Origin of the sequence: Candidatus Infernicultor aquiphilus (assembly GCF_002784285.1) — a bacterium.
Taxonomy (GTDB): Bacteria; Atribacterota; Phoenicimicrobiia; order Phoenicimicrobiales; family Phoenicimicrobiaceae; genus Infernicultor; species Infernicultor aquiphilus.
The window spans coordinates 1-307 of the sequence record NZ_PFKO01000077.1 but is presented as its reverse complement, the minus strand read 5'-3'; the positions used below and the strand labels follow the sequence as shown (position 1 = coordinate 307).

Annotated in this window: 1 pseudogene; it reads left to right on the top strand. The window is 35.8% G+C overall.

Features of this window, described 5'->3' with window-relative positions:
• Positions 1-46 precede the first annotated feature (46 nt).
• Positions 47-307, top strand: a pseudogene (locus tag COZ07_RS02115) (lipoate--protein ligase family protein); the annotation flags it as partial.

The following is a 307-nucleotide window of genomic DNA, read 5'->3' as shown; positions in this document are numbered from 1 at the left end:
ATTAAAAGTGCCGGAGGAAAAATTTAGAGATAAAATATATAAAAGTATGCAAGATAATTTAACTACTATGAAGAAAGAGCTGGGGGAGATTCCTCCTCGAGAAGAGATTAAATCTGTTTTAATTGAGAAATTTGAGAAACTTTTTGGAAAGCTGGAGCCGGCGTATCTCGCTCCCCCAATGATTAAAGAAATGGAAAAGTTGGAAAAAGAATTTACTTCCCCGGCTTTTCTTTTTAAAAAGACACCAAGAATACCCAAGGGTGTAAAGATAAGGGAAGGAGTGGAGATTATTTACGGGATACACAAA